Origin of the sequence: Pseudomonas subflava (genome assembly GCF_023823685.1) — a bacterium.
GTDB lineage: Bacteria > Pseudomonadota > Gammaproteobacteria > Pseudomonadales > Pseudomonadaceae > Aquipseudomonas > Aquipseudomonas subflava.
The window spans coordinates 24,002-42,540 of record NZ_JAMXBF010000006.1; the positions used below are offsets into that span (position 1 = coordinate 24,002).

Annotated in this window: 15 protein-coding genes and 3 tRNA genes; 15 read left to right on the plus strand and 3 right to left on the minus strand. The window is 63.7% G+C overall.

The window, feature by feature from the left end:
* Positions 1–45 precede the first annotated feature (45 nt).
* From NF616_RS09230 to NF616_RS09255, 6 genes are read left to right on the plus strand one after another with little or no spacing between them, the layout of a single operon-like run.
* Positions 46–1,128 carry an ABC transporter ATP-binding protein gene (locus NF616_RS09230; RefSeq protein ID WP_252272950.1) on the plus strand — a complete coding sequence of 361 codons (1,083 nt, stop codon included), beginning with the start codon at positions 46–48 and terminating at the stop codon, positions 1,126–1,128.
* A gap of 10 nt (positions 1,129–1,138) precedes the next feature.
* Entirely contained in the window at positions 1,139–2,236 is a 1,098-nt protein-coding gene (locus NF616_RS09235) for an ABC transporter ATP-binding protein (RefSeq protein ID WP_252272951.1), read from the plus strand.
* Positions 2,233–3,099 (plus strand): carbohydrate ABC transporter permease, encoded by an 867-nt coding sequence (locus NF616_RS09240; protein WP_252272952.1) that lies wholly within the window; start codon positions 2,233–2,235, stop codon positions 3,097–3,099. The genes NF616_RS09235 and NF616_RS09240 overlap by 4 nt, the downstream gene beginning before the upstream one ends.
* A gap of 10 nt (positions 3,100–3,109) precedes the next feature.
* Entirely contained in the window at positions 3,110–3,910 is an 801-nt protein-coding gene (locus NF616_RS09245; RefSeq protein WP_252272953.1) for a carbohydrate ABC transporter permease, read from the plus strand.
* A 10-nt stretch (positions 3,911–3,920) separates the two neighbouring features.
* Positions 3,921–4,193, plus strand: coding sequence for a DUF2160 domain-containing protein (locus NF616_RS09250; RefSeq protein WP_252272954.1), 273 nt, complete (start codon positions 3,921–3,923; stop codon positions 4,191–4,193).
* A 51-nt stretch (positions 4,194–4,244) separates the two neighbouring features.
* Positions 4,245–5,984 carry an ABC transporter substrate-binding protein gene (locus NF616_RS09255; RefSeq protein WP_252272955.1) on the plus strand — a complete coding sequence of 580 codons (1,740 nt, stop codon included), beginning with the start codon at positions 4,245–4,247 and terminating at the stop codon, positions 5,982–5,984.
* 61 nt (positions 5,985–6,045) lie between these two features.
* On the opposite strand, the gene folD is transcribed toward NF616_RS09255, so the two are convergent.
* On the minus strand, positions 6,046–6,900 hold the full coding sequence (folD, locus tag NF616_RS09260) for a bifunctional methylenetetrahydrofolate dehydrogenase/methenyltetrahydrofolate cyclohydrolase FolD (protein ID WP_252272956.1): 855 nt from the start codon (positions 6,898–6,900) through the stop codon (positions 6,046–6,048).
* A 260-nt stretch (positions 6,901–7,160) separates the two neighbouring features.
* On the opposite strand from folD, the gene NF616_RS09265 reads away from it, so the two are divergent.
* The 9 genes from NF616_RS09265 to NF616_RS09305 all read left to right on the plus strand — a co-directional run bounded on the left by NF616_RS09265 (position 7,161) and on the right by NF616_RS09305 (position 16,044).
* Positions 7,161–7,237: transfer RNA gene (locus NF616_RS09265), tRNA-Arg, on the plus strand.
* A gap of 31 nt (positions 7,238–7,268) precedes the next feature.
* Positions 7,269–7,344, plus strand: a tRNA-His gene (locus NF616_RS09270).
* A gap of 55 nt (positions 7,345–7,399) precedes the next feature.
* Positions 7,400–7,484, plus strand: a tRNA-Leu gene (locus NF616_RS09275).
* Between the two features lie 149 nt (positions 7,485–7,633).
* A complete protein-coding gene (gene tig, locus NF616_RS09280) occupies positions 7,634–8,944 on the plus strand; it encodes a trigger factor (protein WP_252272957.1) in 1,311 nt (436 codons plus the stop codon).
* Between the two features lie 92 nt (positions 8,945–9,036).
* Positions 9,037–9,678: an ATP-dependent Clp endopeptidase proteolytic subunit ClpP gene (gene clpP / locus NF616_RS09285; protein WP_252272958.1), complete on the plus strand. Its 642-nt coding sequence runs from the start codon at positions 9,037–9,039 to the stop codon at positions 9,676–9,678.
* A 108-nt stretch (positions 9,679–9,786) separates the two neighbouring features.
* Positions 9,787–11,067: an ATP-dependent Clp protease ATP-binding subunit ClpX gene (gene clpX / locus NF616_RS09290; RefSeq protein WP_252272959.1), complete on the plus strand. Its 1,281-nt coding sequence runs from the start codon at positions 9,787–9,789 to the stop codon at positions 11,065–11,067.
* Between the two features lie 143 nt (positions 11,068–11,210).
* Positions 11,211–13,607, plus strand: coding sequence for an endopeptidase La (lon, locus tag NF616_RS09295; RefSeq protein ID WP_252272960.1), 2,397 nt, complete (start codon positions 11,211–11,213; stop codon positions 13,605–13,607).
* Positions 13,608–13,742: 135 nt separating this feature from the next.
* Positions 13,743–14,015, plus strand: a complete 273-nt coding sequence (gene hupB, locus NF616_RS09300; RefSeq protein ID WP_003087931.1) for a nucleoid-associated protein HU-beta — start codon at positions 13,743–13,745, stop codon at positions 14,013–14,015.
* Between the two features lie 172 nt (positions 14,016–14,187).
* Positions 14,188–16,044, plus strand: coding sequence for a SurA N-terminal domain-containing protein (locus tag NF616_RS09305; protein ID WP_252272961.1), 1,857 nt, complete (start codon positions 14,188–14,190; stop codon positions 16,042–16,044).
* Positions 16,045–16,110: 66 nt separating this feature from the next.
* Here the strand turns inward: NF616_RS09305 and fabI are convergent, their stop codons facing one another.
* Together fabI and NF616_RS09315 are read right to left on the minus strand one after the other, a co-directional pair.
* Entirely contained in the window at positions 16,111–16,905 is a 795-nt protein-coding gene (gene fabI / locus NF616_RS09310) for an enoyl-ACP reductase FabI (RefSeq protein ID WP_252272962.1), read from the minus strand.
* 5 nt (positions 16,906–16,910) lie between these two features.
* Positions 16,911–18,539, minus strand: coding sequence for an ABC transporter ATP-binding protein (locus NF616_RS09315; RefSeq protein WP_252272963.1), 1,629 nt, complete (start codon positions 18,537–18,539; stop codon positions 16,911–16,913).

An 18,539-nucleotide genomic window follows, 5' to 3' on the forward strand; every position in this document is an offset into this window, starting at 1 on the left:
GAGGCATCTTCGCGGCGGCGGGCGAAATAACCATAAGGACACGCCATGTCGTTAACGCTGGAACATGTCTGCCGCGTGGTCGACCAGCAGATCTATATCGACGACGCCTGCCTGAGCTTCGAAGCGGGCTCCTTCAACGTGCTGGTGGGCCGCACGCTCGCCGGCAAGACCTCGCTGATGCGCCTGATGGCCGGGCTCGACAAGCCCACCAGCGGCCGCATCCTGATGCACGGCGCCGACGTCACCGGCGTGCCGGTGCGCCAGCGCAACGTGTCGATGGTCTATCAGCAGTTCATCAACTATCCGAACCTGACGGTCTTCGAGAACATCGCCTCGCCGCTGCGCCAGGCCGGCGTGGCCAAGGCCGAGATCGAGCGCAAGGTGCACGAGACGGCCGCGATGCTGCGCATCGAGAAGTTTCTTAGGCGCTACCCGCTGGAGTTGTCGGGCGGCCAGCAGCAGCGCACGGCCATGGCCCGCGCGCTGGTCAAGGATGCCGACCTGGTGCTGTTCGACGAGCCGCTGGTGAACCTCGACTACAAGCTGCGCGAGGAGCTGCGCCAGGAGATGCGCGAGCTGTTCCGCGCCCGCCGCAGCATCGCCGTGTATGCCACCACCGAGCCCAACGAGGCGCTGGCGCTGGGCGGCACCACGACCATCCTCCACGAAGGAAGGGTGATCCAGAGCGGCAAGACCACCGAGGTCTACCACCGGCCGCAGCAGGTGCTGGCCGCCGAGCTGTTTTCCGAGCCGCCGATCAACCTGATGCACGGCCGCATCAGCGACAGCGAGGTGAGCTTCGAGGACTTCGTGCACTTCCCGCTGACCGCCGAGTTGCGTGGCCTGGCCGAGGGCCAGTACCGCTTCGGCGTGCGCCCCGGGCATGTCGGCCTGGTGCCGTCCAACGACGACGACCTGGAGCTGGCGGTGACCGTCGAGCTTGCCGAGATCAGCGGCTCGGAGACCTTCCTGCATGTGCGCAGCGAGCACTTCGCCCTGGTCCTGCACCTCCAGGGCGTGCACGAGTACGACGTGGACGCGCCGATCCGCATCTACATCCCGACGCACAAGCTGTTCGTCTTCGACACCCGGGACCAGCTGGTCCTGGCGCCGATCCGCCGGTCCTGAGGAGCGCACCATGGCCGAGATACGCCTGCAGAACCTGGCCCACAGCTACAGCGCCCAGCCGAGCGGGGCGGAGGATTACGCCATCCGCGAGATGACCCACGTCTGGGAGCAGGGCGGCGCATATGCGCTGCTCGGCCCCTCCGGCTGCGGCAAGTCGACCCTGCTGAACATCATCTCCGGGCTGCTCAGCCCGTCCGAAGGCCAGGTGCTGTTCGACATGCGCGAGGTCAACGACCTGTCGCCGCAGGAGCGCAACATCGCCCAGGTTTTCCAGTTCCCGGTGGTCTACGACACCATGACGGTGTTCGACAACCTGGCCTTTCCGCTGCGCAACCAGGGCCTGGCCGAGTCGCGCGTAACCAGCAAGGTGCACGAGATCGCCGAGGTGCTGGACCTGCACCCGCTGCTGCACAGGAAGGCACGTAACCTCACCGCCGACGAGAAGCAGAAGGTCTCCATGGGCCGCGGCCTGGTGCGCGACGACGTGTCGGCGATCCTCTTCGACGAGCCGCTGACGGTGATCGACCCGCACCTGAAGTGGAAGCTGCGGCGCAAGCTCAAGCAGATCCACGAGCAGTTCAACATCACCATGGTCTACGTCACCCACGACCAACTGGAGGCCTCGACCTTCGCCGACAAGATTGCGGTGATGTACGGCGGGCAGATCGTCCAGTTCGGCACTCCGCGCGAGCTGTTCGAACGCCCGAAACATACCTTCGTCGGCTTCTTTATCGGTAGCCCGGGGATGAACCTGATCGAGGTCTCGCCCTATGCCGGCGGCGTGTGCTTCGGCCAGACCCGCGTGCCGCTGGCGCCGGCCTTGTGCCAGCGCATTGCCGAGCTCGGCGGACAGTCGCTCAAGCTGGGCATTCGCCCCGAGTTCGTACACGTCAGCGACGAGCCCTTCGTCGATGCCCTGCGCGGCGAGGTGCGCCACGTCGAGGACCTGGGTACCTACAAGATCCTCACTCTGGAGTTGGATGGCGTAACGCTCAAGGCGCGCCTGCAGGAGGACCTGCCGGTGCCGCACAAGGTGGCCTACATCGGTTTCCCGTCCCAGTGGCTGATGGTCTATGCCGATGACGTGCTGGTGGAGGTGCGCCCATGAACAAGGTGATCAACAACAAGGCCTGGTGGCTGGTGCTGCCGGTGTTCCTGCTGGTGGCGTTCAGCGCCATCCTGCCGATGATGACGGTGGTCAATTACTCGGTGCAGGACATCTTCGACGCCAGCACGCGCACCTTCGTCGGCGTGGAGTGGTATCAGCAGGTGCTGCAGAACGAGCGCCTGCACGACTCGCTGCTGCGCCAGTTCATTTTCTCCGCCTGCGTGCTGCTGATCGAGATTCCACTGGGCATCGCCATCGCCCTGTGCATGCCGACCAAGGGCCGCTGGGCCTCGGCCTGCCTGATCGTCATGGCCATTCCGCTGCTGATCCCGTGGAACGTGATCGGCACCATCTGGCAGATCTTCGGCCGCGCCGACATCGGCCTGCTGGGCTGGACCCTGAGCGAGCTGGGCATCAGCTACAACTATGCGGCCAACACCATGGACGCCTGGGTCACGGTGCTGGTGATGGACGTCTGGCACTGGACCTCGCTGGTAGCGCTGCTGTGCTACTCGGGCCTGCGCGCCATTCCCGACGTGTACTACCAGGCCGCGCGCATCGACCGCGCCTCGGCCTGGGCGGTGTTCCGCCACATCCAGCTGCCGAAGATGAAGAGCGTGCTGCTGATCGCCGTGATGCTGCGTTTCATGGACAGCTTCATGATCTACACCGAGCCCTTCGTGCTCACCGGCGGCGGGCCGGGCAACGCCACCACCTTCCTCAGCCAGACGCTGACCAAGATGGCGGTGGGGCAGTTCGACCTGGGGCCGGCGGCGGCGTTCTCGCTGGTGTACTTCCTGATCATCCTGCTGGTGTCCTGGGCGTTCTACACGGCCATGACCCACAACGACCAGCAGCGCTGAGGAGCCCGTCATGACCATCCGCAAAACCCTGGCGCTGCTGCTCTACATCCTGTTCCTGCTGGTGCCGATCTACTGGCTGCTGAACATGTCGTTCAAGAGCAACACCGAGATCCTCGGCGGCCTGACCCTGTGGCCCCAGGAGTTCACCCTGGCCAACTACCAGGTGATCTTCACCGACCCGAGCTGGTACGAGGGTTACCTCAACTCGCTGTACTACGTGTGCCTGAACACCCTCATCTCGCTGCTGGTGGCGCTGCCGGCGGCCTATGCGTTTTCGCGCTACCGCTTCCTCGGCGACAAGCACCTGTTCTTCTGGCTGCTGACCAATCGCATGGCGCCGCCGGCCGTGTTCCTGCTGCCGTTTTTTCAGCTGTACTCGTCGATCGGCCTGTTCGACACCCACATCGCCGTGGCCCTGGCCCACTGCCTGTTCAACGTGCCGCTGGCGGTGTGGATTCTCGAGGGCTTCATGTCGGGCGTGCCGAAGGAGATCGACGAGACGGCCTACATCGACGGCTACAGCTTCCCCAAGTTCTTCGTGAAGATCTTCATCCCGCTGATCGGCTCCGGCATCGGCGTCACGGCGTTCTTCTGCTTCATGTTCTCATGGGTCGAGCTGCTGCTGGCGCGCACCCTGACCTCGGTGGACGCCAAGCCCATCGTCGCGGTGATGACCCGCACGGTGTCGGCCTCCGGCATCGATTGGGGCGTGCTGGCGGCAGCGGGGGTGCTGACCATCCTGCCGGGCATGCTGGTGATCTGGTTCGTGCGCAACCACGTGGCCAAGGGCTTCGCCCTGGGCCGGGTCTGAGGAGACGACTATGGAATGGATGGCCTGGACCCCGGTCACGGCGGCCTTCTTCGGCGGCATCGCGCTGCTGCTGGTGGGCATGACCGTATGGGAAATCCGCTCGCCCTGCGTGGAGCGCAGGGGCTTTCTGCCGATCGCCACGACCCGCGGCGACCGGCTGTTCATCGGTTTGCTCGGCAGCGCCTACCTGCATCTGCTGGTGGTGGGCGTGACCGACTGGAGCACCTGGATAGCCTCGGCGCTGTCCGTCGTGTGGTTACTGGTGGTGATGCGTTGGGGCTGACCGGCTGCCTTTCGATTCCGGTCGGTTTTCTATTCAAGCAAGGAGGAGTCTATGTTCGACAACAACTACAAGACCCGACATAGCATGGCGCTGGCGGCCCTGCTGACGTTGTCCGGATTGAGCGGCGCGGCCTGGGCCGATGCCTACGAAGAGGCGGCGAAGAAGTGGATCGGCAGCGAATTCTCGCCGTCCACCCTGACCAAGGAACAGCAGCTCGAGGAGCTGAAGTGGTTCATCAAGGCGGCCGAGCCGTTCCGCGGCATGGAGATCAACGTCGCTTCCGAGACCATCGCCACCCACGAGTACGAGGCCAAGGTGCTGGCCAAGGCCTTCAGCGAGATCACCGGGATCAAGCTGCGCCATGACCTGATGCAGGAAGGCGACGTGGTCGAGAAGCTGCAGACCCAGATGCAGTCGGGCAAGAACATCTACGACGGCTGGGTCAACGACTCGGACCTGATCGGCACCCACTTCCGCTACGGCAAGGCCGTGTCGATCACCGACATGATGGCCAACGAGGGCAAGGACTTCACCTCGCCGACCCTGGACCTGCAGGACTTCATCGGCATCTCCTTCACCACCGGGCCGGACAAGAAGATCTACCAGCTGCCCGACCAGCAGTTCGCCAACCTCTACTGGTTCCGCGCCGACTGGTTCGAGAAGCCGGAGCTGAAGGCCAAGTTCAAGGAAATCTACGGCTACGAGCTGGGCGTGCCGGTCAACTGGTCGGCCTATGAGGACATCGCCCAGTTCTTCACCGAGCACGTCAAGGAGATCGACGGCAAGCGCGTCTACGGCCACATGGACTACGGCAAGAAGGACCCGTCGCTGGGCTGGCGCTTTACCGACGCCTGGTTCTCCATGGCCGGCGGCGGCGACAAGGGCCTGCCCAACGGCCTGCCGGTGGACGAGTGGGGCATTCGCGTCGAGGGCTGCCGCCCGGTGGGCTCCAGCGTCGCCCGCGGCGGCGACACCAACGGCCCGGCGGCGGTCTACGCCACCACCAAGTACGTCGACTGGATGCGCCAGTACGCGCCGCAGGAGGCTCAGGGCATGACCTTCTCCGAGGCCGGCCCGGTACCCGCGCAGGGCAACATCGCCCAGCAGATCTTCTGGTACACCGCCTTCACCGCCGACATGACCAAGCCGGGCCTGCCGGTGGTCAACGAGGACGGCACGCCGAAGTGGCGCATGGCGCCGTCGCCGAAAGGCCCGTACTGGGAGGAGGGCATGAAGCTCGGCTACCAGGACACCGGCTCCTGGACTTTCCTCAAGTCCACGCCGGAGAAGCAGCGCCTGGCCGCCTGGCTGTACGCGCAGTTCGTCACCTCCAAGACCGTCTCGCTGAAGAAGACCCTGGTGGGCCTGACGCCGATCCGCGAATCGGACATCAACTCCCAGGCGATGACCGAGGCCGCGCCGAAGCTCGGTGGCCTGGTCGAGTTCTACCGCAGCCCGGCGCGCCTGCAGTGGTCGCCGACCGGCACCAACGTGCCGGACTACCCGCGCCTGGCGCAGCTGTGGTGGCAGTTCATCGCCGAGGCGGCGAGTGGCGACAAGACCCCGCAGGAGGCGCTGGACGGCCTGGCGGCGGCCCAGGACAGCATGATGGCGCGCATCGAGCGCTCCGGCGTGCAGGGTGACTGCGGTCCGAAACTCAACGAGGAGCAGGACCCGCAGTACTGGTTCGACCAGCCGGGCGCGCCGAAGCCGAAGCTGGCGAACGAGAAGCCGAAGGGCGAGACCGTGAGCTACGACGAGCTGGTGAAGTCCTGGCAGAAGGCCGAGTAAGGCCTGCGGGGGAAACGAAAACGGCGCCCGAGGGCGCCGTTTTTCATGGCCGGAGCCGCTATCAGGCGTGCAGATGCTCGGCGGCGTACAGGGTGTTCTCCAGCAGGCAGGCGCGGGTCATGGGGCCTACGCCGCCCGGCACCGGGGTGATCCAGCCGGCGCGCTCGGCAGCCACGTCGTACTCCACGTCGCCGACCAGCTTGCCGTCGGCCTGGCGGTTGATGCCGACGTCGATGACGATCGCGCCTTGCTTGATCCACTCACCCTTGACCAGGCCGGTCTTGCCCGCGGCCGCGACGACGATGTCGGCCTGAGCCACGTGGCCTGCCAGGTCCTTGGTGAAGCGGTGGGTCACGGTGACGGTGCAGCCGGCCAGCAGCAGCTCGAGGGCCATCGGCCGGCCGACGATGTTGGAGGCGCCTACGACCACGGCATGCTGGCCGTGCAGGTCGACGCCAGTGCTTTCCAGCAGGGTCATGATGCCCTTCGGCGTGCACGAACGCAGCAGTGGCATGCGCTGGGACAGGCGACCGACGTTGAACGGATGGAAGCCGTCGACGTCCTTGTCCGGGTTGATGCGCTCGAGCAGTTGCGAGGCGTCCAGGTGGGCGGGCAGGGGCAGCTGCACCAGGATGCCGTCGATGGCGTTGTCGCGGTTGAGCTGGTCGATCAACCCGAGCAGCTCGCCCTGGGTGGTGGTGGCGGGCAGGTCATGGGCCACGGAAACGAAGCCGACTTCCTCGCAGTCCTTGCGCTTGTGCGAGACGTACACCTGGGAAGCCGGGTCGCTGCCGACCAGGATCACGGCCAGGCCCGGAGCCCGCAGGCCCTGCTGGCGGCGCTCGGCGACACGTTTGGCGATTTCCTGGCGGAGGTTGGCGGCGATGGACTTGCCGTCGATCAGTTTTGCGGTCATGACGCTTGCTTAACCATGGGGAAGGGTGGAAAAAAGATCGCGCATTCTCGCATGGGTGGCGGGTGGGGCAAAGGCGCATGCGTGGTGCTTTCCCGTAACTCCTTTATCCAACAGGATTTTTTTCATTATCGTGTTGACGCTGTCGGGCGGCCTCTATAAGATTCGCCCCGCTTGTCGAGCACAGCCAGCCGCTGGGTAAGATGGCAACGGCCGGAAGCGGTCGGAGCTGTAGCTTTAGAGTCTGTTCCGCAGATGACTAAGCGCCCGTAGCTCAGCTGGATAGAGCATCCGCCTTCTAAGCGGATGGTCGCAGGTTCGAGTCCTGCCGGGTGCGCCATTGGCGGATCAGGCGCAAGCAACGCAATATGGTGGGCGTAGCTCAGTTGGTAGAGCACAGGATTGTGGCTCCTGGTGTCGTGGGTTCGATTCCCATCGTCCACCCCATATTCGAGAAAACGCCAGGCCAAAAGCCTGGCGTTTTCGTTTCAAGCGTTACCACGCGGACGTGGTGAAATTGGTAGACACACCAGATTTAGGTTCTGGCGCCGCAAGGTGTGAGAGTTCGAGTCTCTCCGTCCGCACCATCTCCCTCTCGCTATTCCCTTCCTTATATATACGGTCGTTTTTTGTGCCCGTTTGCGCAGGTGACTTCTGTCAAGCGAGCCACTAGAATGCTCCGCTTCGATTCTGGGGCCGGAACGGCCGGCTTATGTCTGTGCAACGAGGAATATCCATGCAAGTTTCTGTTGAAAGCACCTCCGCTCTCGAGCGCCGCATGACCATCGGCGTGCCGGCCGAGCGCATCGAGACCGAAGTGACCAAGCGTCTGCAGCAGACTGCCCGCCGCGCCAAGGTGCCTGGCTTCCGTCCCGGCAAGGTGCCGATGAACGTAATTCGCCAACGTTACGAGGATTCCGCCCGTCAAGAAGCCCTGGGCGACCTGATCCAGGCCACCTTCTACGAGGCCATCGTCGAGCAGAAGCTGAATCCGGCTGGCGCTCCGTCCGTCGAGCCTAAGACCTTCGAGAAGGGCAAGGACCTCGAGTACGTCGCCACCTTCGAAGTGTTCCCGGAAATCCAGCTGGCCGGCTTCGACGGCATCGAGATCGAGCGCCTGCAGGCCGACGTTCAGGATTCCGACGTCGACAACATGTTGGAAATCCTGCGCAAGCAGAACACCCGTTTCGAGGCTGCCGAGCGCGCCGCCGAGCACGGCGACCAACTGAACATCGACTTCGTCGGCAAGATCGACGGCGAAGCCTTCGCTGGCGGCAGCGCCAAGGGCACTCCGCTGGTGCTGGGTTCCGGCCGCATGATCCCGGGCTTCGAAGATGCCCTGGTCGGCGTCAAGGCCGGTGAAGAGCGCGTGATCAACCCGACTTTCCCGGCGGATTACCAGAACCTGGACCTGGCCGGTAAGACCGCCGAGTTCACCGTGACCGTCAACAGCGTCTCCGCTCCGCAGCTGCCGGAGCTGAACGACGACTTCTTCGCCCTGTTCGGCATCAAGGAAGGCGGTCTGGAAGGTTTCCGCACCGAAGTCCGCAAGAACATGGAGCGCGAGCTGCGCCAGGCCATCAAGTCCAAGGTCAAGAACCAGGTAATGGAAGGCCTGCTGGCCGCCAACCCGGCTGAAGTACCGAGGGCCCTGATCGGCAACGAAGTGAATCGTCTGCGCGTGCAGGCCGTCCAGCAGTTTGGCGGCAACATCAAGCCGGACCAGCTGCCGGCCGAACTGTTCGAAGAGCAGGCCAAGCGCCGCGTCGTGCTGGGTCTGATCGTCGCCGAAGTGGTCAAGCAGAACGAGCTGAAGGCTGAAGAAGCCCGCGTTCGCGAGCTGATCGAGGAAATGGCTTCCGCCTACCAGGAGCCGCAGCAGGTCGTGGCCTGGTACTACAAGAACGACCAGCAGCTGAACGAGGTGCGTTCGGTTGTACTGGAAGAACAAGTTGTAGATACTGTCCTGCAGAAGGCCAAAGTGACCGATAAAGCGGTCTCCTACGAAGAAGCGGTCAAGCCGGCGGAAGCCCCGCAAGCAGCCTGATCCCTCGCCTCGTTCGAGCACAACCATAAGCCAGCCTTCGTGCTGGCTTATGCGTCTTTAGAGACATGACTATTAGGGAGAGATCGCTAGACATGTCGCACAACTCTTTCATGAACACCATGCCTGACATCCAAGCCGCCGGCGGCCTCGTGCCGATGGTGATCGAGCAGTCCGCCCGTGGCGAGCGTGCTTACGACATCTATTCTCGCCTGCTGAAAGAGCGGGTGATCTTCATGGTCGGCCAGGTCGAGGACTACATGGCCAACCTGGTGGTGGCCCAGCTGCTGTTCCTTGAGGCCGAGAACCCGGACAAGGACATCCACCTGTACATCAATTCCCCGGGCGGCTCGGTGACTGCCGGCATGTCGATCTATGACACCATGCAGTTCATCAAGCCCGACGTGTCCACCATCTGCATCGGCCAGGCCTGCAGCATGGGTGCGCTGCTGCTGGCTGGCGGTGCCGCCGGCAAGCGTTACTGCCTGCCGCACTCGCGCATGATGATCCACCAGCCACTGGGTGGCTTCCAGGGTCAGGCCTCGGACATCGAGATCCATGCCCGTGAAATCCTCACCATCCGCGAGCGCCTGAACAAGATCCTGGCCGAGCACTGCAAGCAGCCGATCGAAGTCATCGCCCGGGACACCGACCGCGACAACTTCATGAGCGGCGACGAAGCGGTCAAATACGGCCTCATCGATCAGGTTCTCAGCAAGCGTCAGATGGCCGTCTGATCGGTGCGCCAGCGTAGCGGCCGGGCAGGTCCGGCCGTCCCGCAGGGTTGAAAATGCCCGCAATTGCCTTCATCTTGTGTTACATGCCTACCGTATTGGATCGATCGAATGACTGACACCCGCAACGGCGAGGACAACGGCAAGCTGCTCTACTGCTCCTTCTGCGGCAAAAGCCAGCACGAAGTGCGCAAGCTGATCGCCGGCCCCTCGGTCTTTATCTGCGACGAGTGCGTCGACCTGTGCAATGACATCATCCGCGAGGAGGTGCAGGAAGCCCAGGCCGAGAGCAGCGCTCACAAGTTGCCCGCGCCAAAGGAAATCAGCGGTATCCTGGATCAGTATGTGATCGGTCAGGAGCGCGCCAAGAAGGTGCTCTCCGTTGCCGTGTACAACCACTACAAGCGTTTGAACCAGCGCGACAAGAAAGACGACGTCGAACTGGGCAAGAGCAACATCCTGCTGATCGGCCCGACCGGCTCGGGCAAGACTCTGCTGGCCGAGACCCTGGCCCGCCTGCTCAATGTTCCCTTCACCATCGCCGACGCCACCACGCTGACCGAGGCCGGTTACGTGGGTGAGGACGTCGAGAACATCATCCAGAAGCTGCTGCAGAAGTGCGATTACGATGTCGAGAAGGCCCAGATGGGCATCGTCTACATCGACGAGATCGACAAGATCTCGCGCAAGTCGGACAACCCTTCGATCACCCGCGATGTTTCGGGTGAGGGCGTGCAGCAGGCGCTGCTGAAGCTGATTGAGGGTACCGTCGCTTCGGTGCCGCCTCAGGGCGGTCGCAAGCATCCGCAACAGGAGTTCCTGCAGGTCGATACCCGCAACATCCTGTTCATCTGCGGTGGTGCCTTTGCCGGTCTGGAGAAAGTCATCCAGGCCCGCTCCACCAAGGGCGGCATCGGCTTCAATGCCGAAGTGCGCAGCCAGGACCTGGGCAAGAAAGTCGGCGAAGCTCTGCGTGAAGTCGAGCCGGACGATCTGGTGAAGTTCGGTCTTATTCCGGAATTCGTCGGTCGCCTGCCGGTCATCGCGACCCTCGACGAGCTGGACGAGGCTGCGCTGATGCAGATCCTCACCGAGCCGAAGAACGCGCTGACCAAGCAATACGCCAAGCTCTTCGAGATGGAAGGCGTGGACCTCGAGTTCCGCGCCGATGCGCTCAAGGCGGTGGCCAACCGCGCGCTCGAGCGCAAGACCGGTGCGCGTGGCCTGCGTTCGATCCTCGAAGGTGTGCTGCTCGACACCATGTACGAGATCCCTTCGCAGACCGAAGTCAGCAAAGTGGTGATCGACGAGAGCGTCATCGAAGGCAGCTCCAAGCCGCTGCTGATCTATGAGAACAGCGAACCGCCGGCCAAGGCCGCTCCGGACGCCTGACGTCCAGCGCTGAAACAAAGGGCCCTTAGGGGCCCTTTGCTTTTCCGGCTCTCTCGCTTGTTTTTTTCCAGGGGTGGCCCCATCTTAGGTCCAAGGGTACCCCGTCCGTTTACGGCCGAATGGCCGCCGTAGAGCTGAAAATCATGAAGACAACCATCGAATTGCCACTGCTGCCGCTGCGTGATGTCGTGGTCTATCCGCACATGGTCATCCCGCTGTTCGTCGGTCGCGAGAAGTCCATCGAGGCCCTGGAGGCCGCCATGGGCGGCGACAAGCAGATCCTCCTGCTGGCGCAGCGCAATCCGGCAGACGATGATCCGGGCGAGGATGCGCTGTACCGCATGGGTACCGTGGCCACCGTGCTGCAGCTGCTCAAGCTGCCGGACGGCACCGTGAAGGTGCTGGTGGAAGGCGAGCAACGCGGCGCCATCGAGAAGTTCATCGAGGTGGATGATCACTACCGCGCCGAGGTCCAGCTGCTGGACGAAAATGCGGTCGCCGAGCGCGAGTCCGAGGTCTTCACCCGCAGCCTGCTGAGCCAGTTCGAGCAGTACGTGCAGCTGGGCAAGAAGGTTCCTGCCGAGGTGCTGTCGTCGCTGAACAGCATCGATGAGCCGTCGCGTCTGGTCGATACCATGGCCGCGCACATGGTGCTGAAGATCGAGCAGAAGCAGGAGATTCTCGAGATCACCGGTCTGGCCGAGCGTGTCGAGCACGTGCTGGCGCTGCTGGACGCCGAGATCGACCTGCTGCAGGTCGAGAAGCGCATCCGGGGTCGCGTCAAGAAGCAGATGGAGCGCAGCCAGCGCGAGTACTACTTGAATGAGCAGATGAAGGCCATTCAGAAGGAACTGGGCGATATCGACGAGGGCCACAACGAAGTCGATGAGCTGAAGAAGCGAATCGAGAACGCGGGCCTGCCCAAGGAGGCCTATGCCAAGGCCAACGCAGAGCTGAACAAGCTCAAGCAAATGTCGCCGATGTCGGCCGAGGCCACCGTGGTCCGCTCTTACATCGACTGGCTGACCAACGTGCCGTGGAAGGCCGAGAGCAAGGTGCGCCTGGACCTGGGCAAGGCCGAGGACATCCTCGAAGCCGACCATTTCGGCCTGGAGGAGGTGAAGGAGCGCATCCTCGAGTATCTCGCCGTGCAGAAGCGGGTGAAGAAGCTCAAGGGGCCTGTGCTTTGCCTGGTTGGCCCGCCTGGCGTGGGCAAGACCTCGCTGGCTGAGTCCATCGCGCGTGCCACCAATCGCAAGTTCGTGCGCATGGCCCTGGGCGGCGTGCGTGACGAAGCCGAGATTCGTGGCCACCGCCGCACCTACATCGGCTCCATGCCTGGCCGCTTGATCCAGAAGCTGACCAAGGTCGGCGTGCGCAATCCACTGTTCCTGCTCGATGAAATCGACAAGATGGGTAGCGACATGCGCGGCGACCCGGCCTCGGCGCTGCTGGAGGTGCTGGACCCCGAGCAGAACCACAATTTCAACGATCACTACCTAGAGGTCGACTACGACCTCTCGGACGTGATGTTCATCTGCACCGCCAACTCCATGAACATCCCCGGTCCGCTGCTGGACCGTATGGAAGTCATCCGCCTGCCGGGCTACACCGAGGACGAGAAGGTCAACATCGCTATCAAGTACCTCACGCCCAAGCAGGTCCAGGCCAACGGCCTAAAGAAGGGCGAGCTGGAGTTCGAAGAGGCGACGATCCGCGACATCATCCGCTACTACACTCGCGAGGCCGGCGTGCGCAGCCTGGAGCGGCAGATTTCCAAGGTCTGCCGCAAGGCGGTAAAGGAGCACGCCAAGGAGAAGCGCATCAAGGTGTTGGTCACCTCGGATTCGCTCGAGCATTACCTCGGCGTGCGGCGTTATCGCCATGGTCTGGCCGAGCTTGAAGACCAGATCGGCCAGGTCACCGGCCTGGCCTGGACCCAGGTCGGCGGCGAGTTGCTGACCATTGAGACCGCCGTGGTGCCGGGCAAGGGCCAGCTGATCAAGACCGGCTCGCTGGGCGACGTGATGGCGGAGTCCATGACCGCCGCGCTGACCGTGGTGCGCAGTCGTGCCAAGAGCCTGGGCATCCCGCTGGACTTCCACGAGAAGCGTGACGTGCACATCCACATGCCGGAAGGCGCCACGCCGAAGGACGGCCCGAGCGCCGGCATAGGCCTGTGCACGGCGCTGGTCTCGGCGCTGACGCAGATTCCGGTTCGGGCCGACGTGGCCATGACCGGCGAGATCACCCTGCGGGGGCAGGTGCTGGCCATCGGTGGGCTGAAGGAAAAACTTCTCGCTGCGCACCGGGGTGGAATCAAGACCGTGATCATTCCGGAAGAGAATGTCCGCGACCTCAAGGAAATTCCGGAGAATATTAAGCAGGACCTGACCATTAAGCCGGTTAAATGGATTGACGAGGTCCTGCAAATTGCGCTGCAATACGCCCCGGAGCCCTTGCCCGATGCGGCTCCCGAGATGGTTGCAAAGGATGACTCGCGCGAGTCTGATTCCAAGGAGCGAATCAGCACGCATTAGCCGGAGGGCTTCCTTGACACTTTTTTCGAGCCCTTGTTATAAAGCGGCTCCTATGTGTCGGCAGGCCCTTCAGCACCCGCTTTGCTTACACCAAACAACTAAGAAACAACTCAACAGAAATAAGGGGACTTAAGAGTGAACAAGTCGGAACTGATTGATGCCATCGCCGCATCCGCTGATATCCCGAAAGCTGTTGCCGGCCGTGCGCTGGACGCAGTAATCGAATCCGTCACTGGCGCTCTGAAGGCCGGTGATTCCGTGGTGCTGGTTGGCTTCGGTACCTTCGCCGTTAAAGAGCGCGCCGCCCGTACCGGCCGCAACCCGCAGACCGGCAAGCCGATCAAGATCGCCGCTGCCAAGATCCCTGGCTTCAAAGCTGGCAAGGCTCTGAAAGACGCCGTCAACTAAGCGTCTCTCGGGCTTGGCCCTCGCCGGGCCGGGGTGATCCGATCCGGCACGGAGCCGCTAAGGCGCTCCAAGAGTTATGAGAAGGCGCATCCTCGGATGCGCCTTTCTTTTATCCGCAATCAATACCCACGCTGCATGGCTGTTCGTTCAGTGCAGACGTTTCGGGGGAAGCATGCTGCAGAACATCAGGGACAATTCCCAGGGCTGGATCGCCAAAACCATCATTGGCGTGATCGTCGTGCTGATGGCCCTAACCGGGTTCGATGCCATCATCCAGTCCACCAGCAACAGCCGCAATGCCGCCGAGGTCAACGGCGAAGAGATCAGTCTGGACAGCCTCAACGCCGCAGTGGATACGCAGCGCCGCCAGCTCATCCAGCAATTCGGCAGGGACTTCGACGCCTCGCTGCTGGACGACAAGTTGCTGCGCAAGACCGCCCTGGACGCCCTGATCGAACGCAGGCTGCTGCTGCAAGGCGCCCACGACGCCGGCATGGGTTTCTCCGATGCATCGCTCGATCAGCTGATCCTGCAGACCCCCGCCTTCCAGGTTGAAGGCAAGTTCGATGCGACGCGCTTCGATCAGGTGCTGCAGCAGCAGGGCATGACCCGCATGCAGTTCCGCCAGCGCCTCAAGGAGGACGTGCTGGTCAGTCATCTGCAGGCCACGCTGGCCGGCAGCAATTTCGTGACCGACACCGAGCTGCAGGCCTTCGTCGGCCTGGACAAGCAGACCCGCGACTTCGCCAGCCGCACCATCGCGGCCAACGCCGAGGCCGTCGCGCTGACGGACGACGAGGTGAAGGCCTACTACGACCAGCACCCGGATCGCTTCATGAGCAGCGAGCAGGTGGTGGTCGACTACGTCGAGCTGAAGAAGGACAGCTTCTTCGATGAGACCGAGGCCAGCGACGAGGAGCTGCAGGCGCTGTACCAGAAGGAAATCGCCAACCTTGCCGAGCAGCGCCGCGGTGCCCACATTCTGGTGGAGGTCAACGACAAGCTGAGCGACGAGGAGGCCAAGGCCAAGCTGGAGCAGGCTGCCGAGCGTCTGAAGAAGGGCGAAGATTTCGCCGCGCTGGCCAAGGAGCTCTCGCAGGACCCGGGCTCCGCCAGCAACGGCGGCGATCTCGGGTTCGCCGGCCCCGGTGTCTACGATCCGGAGTTCGAGAAGGCGCTGTATGCGCTGAAAAAGGACGAAGTGTCCGCACCGGTGCGCAGCGCTTTCGGCTGGCACCTGATCAAGCTGCTGGATGTGCAGTCGCCCGAGGTACCGAGTTTCGAGAGCCTGAAGGCCAAGCTGGAGCGTGACGTCAAGGCGCAGCAGGTCGAGCAGCGGTTCGTCGAGGCCGCCAAGCAGCTCGAGGAAGCCAGCTTCGAGGCCTCCGACCTGTCGCAGCCGGCGCAGGAGCTGGGCCTGCAGGTGCAGACCAGCGGTGCCTTCGGTCGTGAGGGCGGTGAGGGCGTCGCCGCCAATCGCCAGGTGGTGCAGGCCGCGTTCAGCGCCGAGGTGCTGGAAGATGGCGCCAACAGCGGTGCCATCGAACTGGACCCGGACACCACCATCGTGCTGCGCGTCAAGGAGCACAAGAAGCCGGCCCTGCTGCCGCTGGAGGAGGTTTCCGTCGGCATCCGCGAAACACTGGCCCGCGAAAAGGCGGCCGAGGCGGCCAAGGCACAGGGTGAAAGCCTGATCGCGTCGCTGCGCAAGGGCGAAGGCAGTGGCGAGGGCTGGAAGGTGGTCCAGGCCGCCGGTCGCAGCCAGGACGGCGTGGCGCCGGAAGTCCTGCAGAAGCTGTTCCGCATGGCCAAGCCCGGAGAAGACGGCAAGCCAACCTACGCCGGTGTCAGCCTGAACAATGGCGACTACGTGGTGCTGCGCCTGGATGGCGTCAGCCAGGCCGAGGCCGAGCTGAGCGACGAGGAGAAGACCAGCTATCGTCGCTTCCTGGCCTCACGTGCCGGTCAGCAGGATTTTGCCGCTTACCGCCAGCAGCTCAAGGAGCAGGCCGAGGTCGAGCGTTTCTGACGCTCGCCCGACCTGGACATGAAAAAGCCCGCTGAGAAGCGGGCTTTTTCATGTCAGGCTTTCGCCTCAGTCTTCGATGGCGCCCATCGCGGTAGTGTTGAAGCCACCGTCGACGTAGAGGATCTCGCCGCTGATGCCCGAGGCCAGGTCGGAGCAGAGGAAGGCCCCGGCATTGCCGACTTCCTCGATGGTCACGTTGCGGCGCAACGGGGTCTGCTTCTCGTTGGCGGCGAGCATCTTGCGGAAGCTCTTGATGCCGGAAGCGGCCAGGGTGCGGATCGGACCGGCGGAGATGGCGTTGACGCGGGTGCCCTCCGGGCCGAGGCTGCCAGCGAGGTAGCGCACGCCAGCCTCCAGGCTGGCCTTGGCCATGCCCATCACGTTGTAGTTGGGCATGGTGCGCTCGGCACCGAGGTAGGAGAGGGTGAGGATGCTGCCATTGCGGCCCTGCATCAGCGGGCGACCGGCCTTGGCCAGGGCCACCAGGCTGTAGGCACTGATGTCGTGGGCGATCTTGAAACCGTCGCGGGTGGTGACTTCGGTGAAATCGCCATCCAGCTGGTCGCCCGGGGCGAAGCCGACGGAGTGGACGATGCAGTCCAGGCCGTCCCATTTCTTGCCCAGTGCCTCGAAGACCTTGGCGATCTCCTCGTCATCGGTCACGTCGCAGGGGAAGCACAGCTCGGGGCTGGAACCCCAGCCGGCGGCGAACTCTTCGACGCGGCCCTTGAGCTTGTCGTTCTGGTAGGTGAAGGCGAGCTCAGCGCCCTCGCGGTGCATGGCGGCCGCGATGCCCGAGGCGATGGACAGTTTGCTGGCCACGCCAACGATCAGTACGCGCTTACCGGCGAGAAAACCCATGTGCGTCATTCCTCTTTCAGTGAGTCGGCGGTCGCCGGAGCCATGAATGCGGCTTCCAGCAACTGCCGGGTATAGGGGTGCTGCGGCGCGGCGAATACCTGCTCGGCCGGCCCCTGTTCAACCACCTTGCCCTGTTTGACCACCATCAACTGATGGCTCAGGGCCCTGACCACCGCCAGATCGTGGCTGATGAACAGGTACGTCAGGTTGTACTTGGCCTGCAACGAACGCAGGAGCTCCACCACCTGACGCTGTACCGTGCGGTCGAGCGCCGAAGTGGGCTCGTCCAGCAGGATCAGCGCCGGTTTCAGCACCAGTGCCCGGGCAATGGCGATCCTCTGCCGTTGCCCGCCTGAAAACTCGTGGGGATAGCGGAACCGGGTCTCCGGGTCCAGTCCTACCTCCTTGAGCGCGTCGATGACCGCCTGTTCCTGCTCCTTCTCGCTGCCGATGTCATGGATGCGCAGGCCCTCGCCGACGATCTGGCTCACGCACATGCGTGGGCTGAGACTGCCGAAGGGGTCCTGGAAGACCACCTGCATCTGCCGCCGCAACGGCCTCACGGCCTGTTGCGACAGCCCGTCCAGCGCCTCGCCCTGGAAGCGGATGGCGCCCTGGCTGCCGAGCAGCCGCAGGATCGCCATGCCGAGGGTGGACTTGCCGGAACCGCTCTCGCCGACGATGCCCAGGGTCTGGCCCTGGGGCAGGCTGAAGTCGATTCCGTCCACCGCCTTCACATGGTCGACCGTGCGTCGCAGCACTCCCTTCTTGATCGGGAACCACACACGCAGATCGTCCACTTCCAGCAGCGGCGCGCCTGCGGGGTTGGCCGCCGGTTCGCCGCTGGGCTCGGCGCCGAGCAGTTCCCGGGTATAGGGATGCTGCGGAGCGCGGAACAATTCGTCACACGACGCCTGTTCGACGATGCAACCGCGCTGCATGACACATACGCGGTGGGCGATTCGTCGAACCAGGTTGAGGTCGTGGGTGATCAGCAGCATGGCCATGCCTAAGCGCGCCTGCAGATCCTTGAGCAGATCGAGGATCTTCAGCTGCACGGTGACGTCCAGCGCGGTGGTCGGCTCGTCGGCGATCAGCAGCTCCGGCTCGTTGGCCAGGGCCATGGCGATCATCACCCGCTGGCGCTGGCCGCCGGACAGTTCATGCGGGTAGGCCTTGAGGCGTTTCTCCGGCTCGGGGATGCCGACCAGTTCGAGCAGCTCGATGATCCGCGCGCGTGCCGGCTCGCCGCTCAGGCCCTTGTGCCAGGCCAGTACCTCGCCGATCTGCTTGCCGATGCTGTGCAGCGGGTTGAGCGAGGTCATCGGCTCCTGGAACACCATGGCGATGCGGTTGCCGCGGATGCTGCGCAGCTTGTCCGGCGCCAGCTTGAGCAGGTCCTGACTGCCGTAGCGGATGCTGCCGGCCGGGTGGCGGGCAAGCGGGTAGGGCAGCAGGCGCAGGATGGAGTGGGCGGTGACCGACTTGCCCGAGCCGCTCTCGCCGACCAGGGCCAGGGTCTCGCCCTTGCGGATGTCGAAGCTGATGCCTTCGACCACCCGCTGGGCCTGGTTGCCGCTGACGAATTCGACGGCCAGGTCGCGCACTTCGATGAGGTTGTTCGAATTGGTCAT

Bases quoted from the DNA above. Each gene is read 5' to 3' on its own strand.
- lon (WP_252272960.1), top strand. From the start codon at position 11,211: ATGAAGACAACCATCGAATTGCCACTGCTGCCGCTGCGTGATGTCGTG.
- tig (WP_252272957.1), top strand. From the start codon at position 7,634: ATGCAAGTTTCTGTTGAAAGCACCTCCGCTCTCGAGCGCCGCATGACC.
- NF616_RS09250 (WP_252272954.1), top strand. From the start codon at position 3,921: ATGGAATGGATGGCCTGGACCCCGGTCACGGCGGCCTTCTTCGGCGGC.
- folD (WP_252272956.1), bottom strand. From the start codon at position 6,900: ATGACCGCAAAACTGATCGACGGCAAGTCCATCGCCGCCAACCTCCGC.
- clpX (WP_252272959.1), top strand. From the start codon at position 9,787: ATGACTGACACCCGCAACGGCGAGGACAACGGCAAGCTGCTCTACTGC.
- NF616_RS09230 (WP_252272950.1), top strand. From the start codon at position 46: ATGTCGTTAACGCTGGAACATGTCTGCCGCGTGGTCGACCAGCAGATC.
- clpP (WP_252272958.1), top strand. From the start codon at position 9,037: ATGTCGCACAACTCTTTCATGAACACCATGCCTGACATCCAAGCCGCC.
- NF616_RS09315 (WP_252272963.1), bottom strand. From the start codon at position 18,539: ATGACCAATTCGAACAACCTCATCGAAGTGCGCGACCTGGCCGTCGAA.
- NF616_RS09245 (WP_252272953.1), top strand. From the start codon at position 3,110: ATGACCATCCGCAAAACCCTGGCGCTGCTGCTCTACATCCTGTTCCTG.
- fabI (WP_252272962.1), bottom strand. From the start codon at position 16,905: ATGGGTTTTCTCGCCGGTAAGCGCGTACTGATCGTTGGCGTGGCCAGC.
- NF616_RS09305 (WP_252272961.1), top strand. From the start codon at position 14,188: ATGCTGCAGAACATCAGGGACAATTCCCAGGGCTGGATCGCCAAAACC.
- NF616_RS09255 (WP_252272955.1), top strand. From the start codon at position 4,245: ATGTTCGACAACAACTACAAGACCCGACATAGCATGGCGCTGGCGGCC.
- NF616_RS09235 (WP_252272951.1), top strand. From the start codon at position 1,139: ATGGCCGAGATACGCCTGCAGAACCTGGCCCACAGCTACAGCGCCCAG.
- NF616_RS09240 (WP_252272952.1), top strand. From the start codon at position 2,233: ATGAACAAGGTGATCAACAACAAGGCCTGGTGGCTGGTGCTGCCGGTG.